The organism is Microcystis sp. M53598_WE2 (genome assembly GCF_030067735.1).
GTDB lineage: Bacteria > Cyanobacteriota > Cyanobacteriia > Cyanobacteriales > Microcystaceae > Microcystis > Microcystis aeruginosa.
The window spans coordinates 1-2,307 of sequence record NZ_JASJFE010000120.1 but is presented as its reverse complement, the minus strand read 5'-3'; the positions used below and the strand labels follow the sequence as shown (position 1 = coordinate 2,307).

General features: G+C 45.4%; 2 protein-coding genes. One reads left to right on the top strand and one right to left on the bottom strand.

Annotated elements, in window-relative coordinates; genetic code table 11:
- The coding region (locus PX636_RS02755) for an STAS domain-containing protein (RefSeq protein ID WP_288116157.1) at positions 1 to 265 on the bottom strand (265 nt) is incomplete at its 3' end.
- Positions 266 to 410: 145 nt separating this feature from the next.
- Here PX636_RS02755 and crtO point away from each other — a divergent pair.
- Entirely contained in the window at positions 411 to 2,057 is a 1,647-nt protein-coding gene (gene crtO / locus PX636_RS02750; protein ID WP_288116156.1) for a beta-carotene ketolase CrtO, read from the top strand.
- The last annotated feature ends 250 nt before the right edge of the window (positions 2,058 to 2,307 follow it).

The following is a 2,307-nucleotide window of genomic DNA, read 5'->3' as shown; positions in this document are numbered from 1 at the left end:
GATCCATATCGGTCAATTCAAACAACATTTTTATCTGATCATTAATCGAGCAGATCAATAGTTTACCCCCCGCAGAACGTACGGTTTTTAAGGATAAAACTAACGCCCCTAAACCAGAACTATCCATAAAGGTGACATTCTTGAAATCAACGATAATAACTTCTGACCCTTCCTGCACGGCTTCGGCAATTTCTTGGCGAAATTCGCTGGCTTGGTTGCCATCTAAAATACCGGATGGTTGAATAACTTTGATGGAAGAACTCATAAAAAAAAGTAAAAATTAAATGTTTTCTACCTGCTCACTCATAACGACTCGCTGAAATCTGCTGACAGCAGCCAATCTTTAACTATTTTTAACATATTAAGGCCAAGAAAAGCGCAAAATTAAAAATAGGAATTTTTGAAACTGTATGGAAAGTTACGATGTCATCCTCATCGGTGCGGGGCATAATGGTTTAGTTTGTGCCGCCTATCTCCTCAAAGCCGGTTATCGCGTCCTCCTTCTGGAACAGCGTAGCGTACCGGGAGGAGCGGCAACCACAGAAGCGGTTATCCCAGATCTAGCCCCCGATTTTAAGTTTAATCTCTGTGCGATCGATCACGAATTTATCTTTTTAGGACCAGTAATTGAGGAATTAGAGCTAAAACGCCACGGATTAGAGTATTTATTCTTCGATCCTACCGTTTTCTGTCCCCATCCCTCTGGCCAATATTTTCTTTCCTATCGCTCTCTGGAAAAAACTCACGCCGCAATTGCCCAGTTTTCTCCGCGAGATGCCGATCGCTACCTTCAGTTTATCGACTATTGGGCGCAGTTGATGAATGCGATCGGGCCTTGGTTTAATGCCCCGCCCCAAGATTTGCTCAGAATCGCCCGCAATTATAACTCTAGTGCCTTAGCTAGTGTCTGGAAAGCGATCGGCTCGAAAAAGAAACTGCTCGACTTCATCCGCACGATGATTACTTCCCCCGAAGATGTCCTCAATGAGTGGTTTGAGAGCGAATTTGTCAAAGCACCCCTGGCTCGTCTAGCGGCGGAAATTGGCGCTCCTCCCTCCCAAAAAGGCATTACCTCCGGGATGATGATGATGGCGATGCGTCACTCCCCCGGGGTGGCTCGCCCTCGTGGTGGTACGGGCGCACTAACCGAGGCTCTGGTGAAATGTGTTGTCAGTCTCGGTGGGGTAATTTTAACCGAGCAGAAGGTTAAACAGATTCTAGTGGAGGAAGGACAAGCGATCGGGGTTAGGGTGGACTCTGGACAAGAATATCTGGCAAAAGCGGGTGTTATCTCTAATATTGACGCTAGACGAGTTTTTTTACAGTTAGTCGCTCCCGCCGATGTGGATGCCGCTGATCCAGAATTGCGAGAAAGGGTAGAACGGCGAATTGTCAATAACAATGAAACAATTCTTAAAATTGATTGCGCCCTCGCCGAAGCACCAAGGTTCGAGGCTTACGATCACAAAGAGGAGTATTTACAGGGAACGATTCTCATCGCCGATTCCGTGCGTCACGTTGAACAAGCCCACGCTTTAACGATTTTGGGGCAGATTCCCGACGAAAATCCCTCGATGTACCTAGATGTACCCACTATTCTCGATCCCTCCATGGCTCCCCAAGGCAAGCATACCCTCTGGATCGAATTTTTTGCCCCCTATCAGATTGCCGGGGCCGAGGGAACAGGATTAAACGGCACGGGATGGACGGAAGAATTAAAAAATCGCGTGGCCGATCGAGTTCTTGATAAACTGGCCGATTATGCCCCAAATCTCAAATCCGCCATTATTGCCCGTCGGGTGGAAAGTCCGGCCGAATTAGCTAATCGTTTGGGTTCCTATAAAGGTAATTACTATCATCTGGATATGACTTTAGATCAGATGATTTTCCTGCGTCCTTTGCCGGAAATAGCTAACTACAAAACCCCAATTAAAAACCTTTATTTAACTGGGGCAGGAACTCACCCCGGCGGCTCAATTTCGGGAATGCCGGGGCGCAATTGCGCTCAGGTTTTCCTGCGGGATCGAAGCACTTTTCTGCAAAGATTATTCAACTAATACTAAATCCGTTGAGTATAGGCTACATATTAGGACAGGCACTCATGCAAAAGGGAGAATAAATAATCAGTTTTTAATAACTGGATTTAGTATTGTAAAGTTTCAATACAAATATAGTCAGATATAGTCAGGTAAGGTAATATATAGACATGAAACTATCAGACTAGGCAAAAAAAACAGGAATAAGTTATCGAACGGCTTGGAGGTGGTGGAAACAAGGGAATTTAACAGGCTATCAATTGCCTTCTGG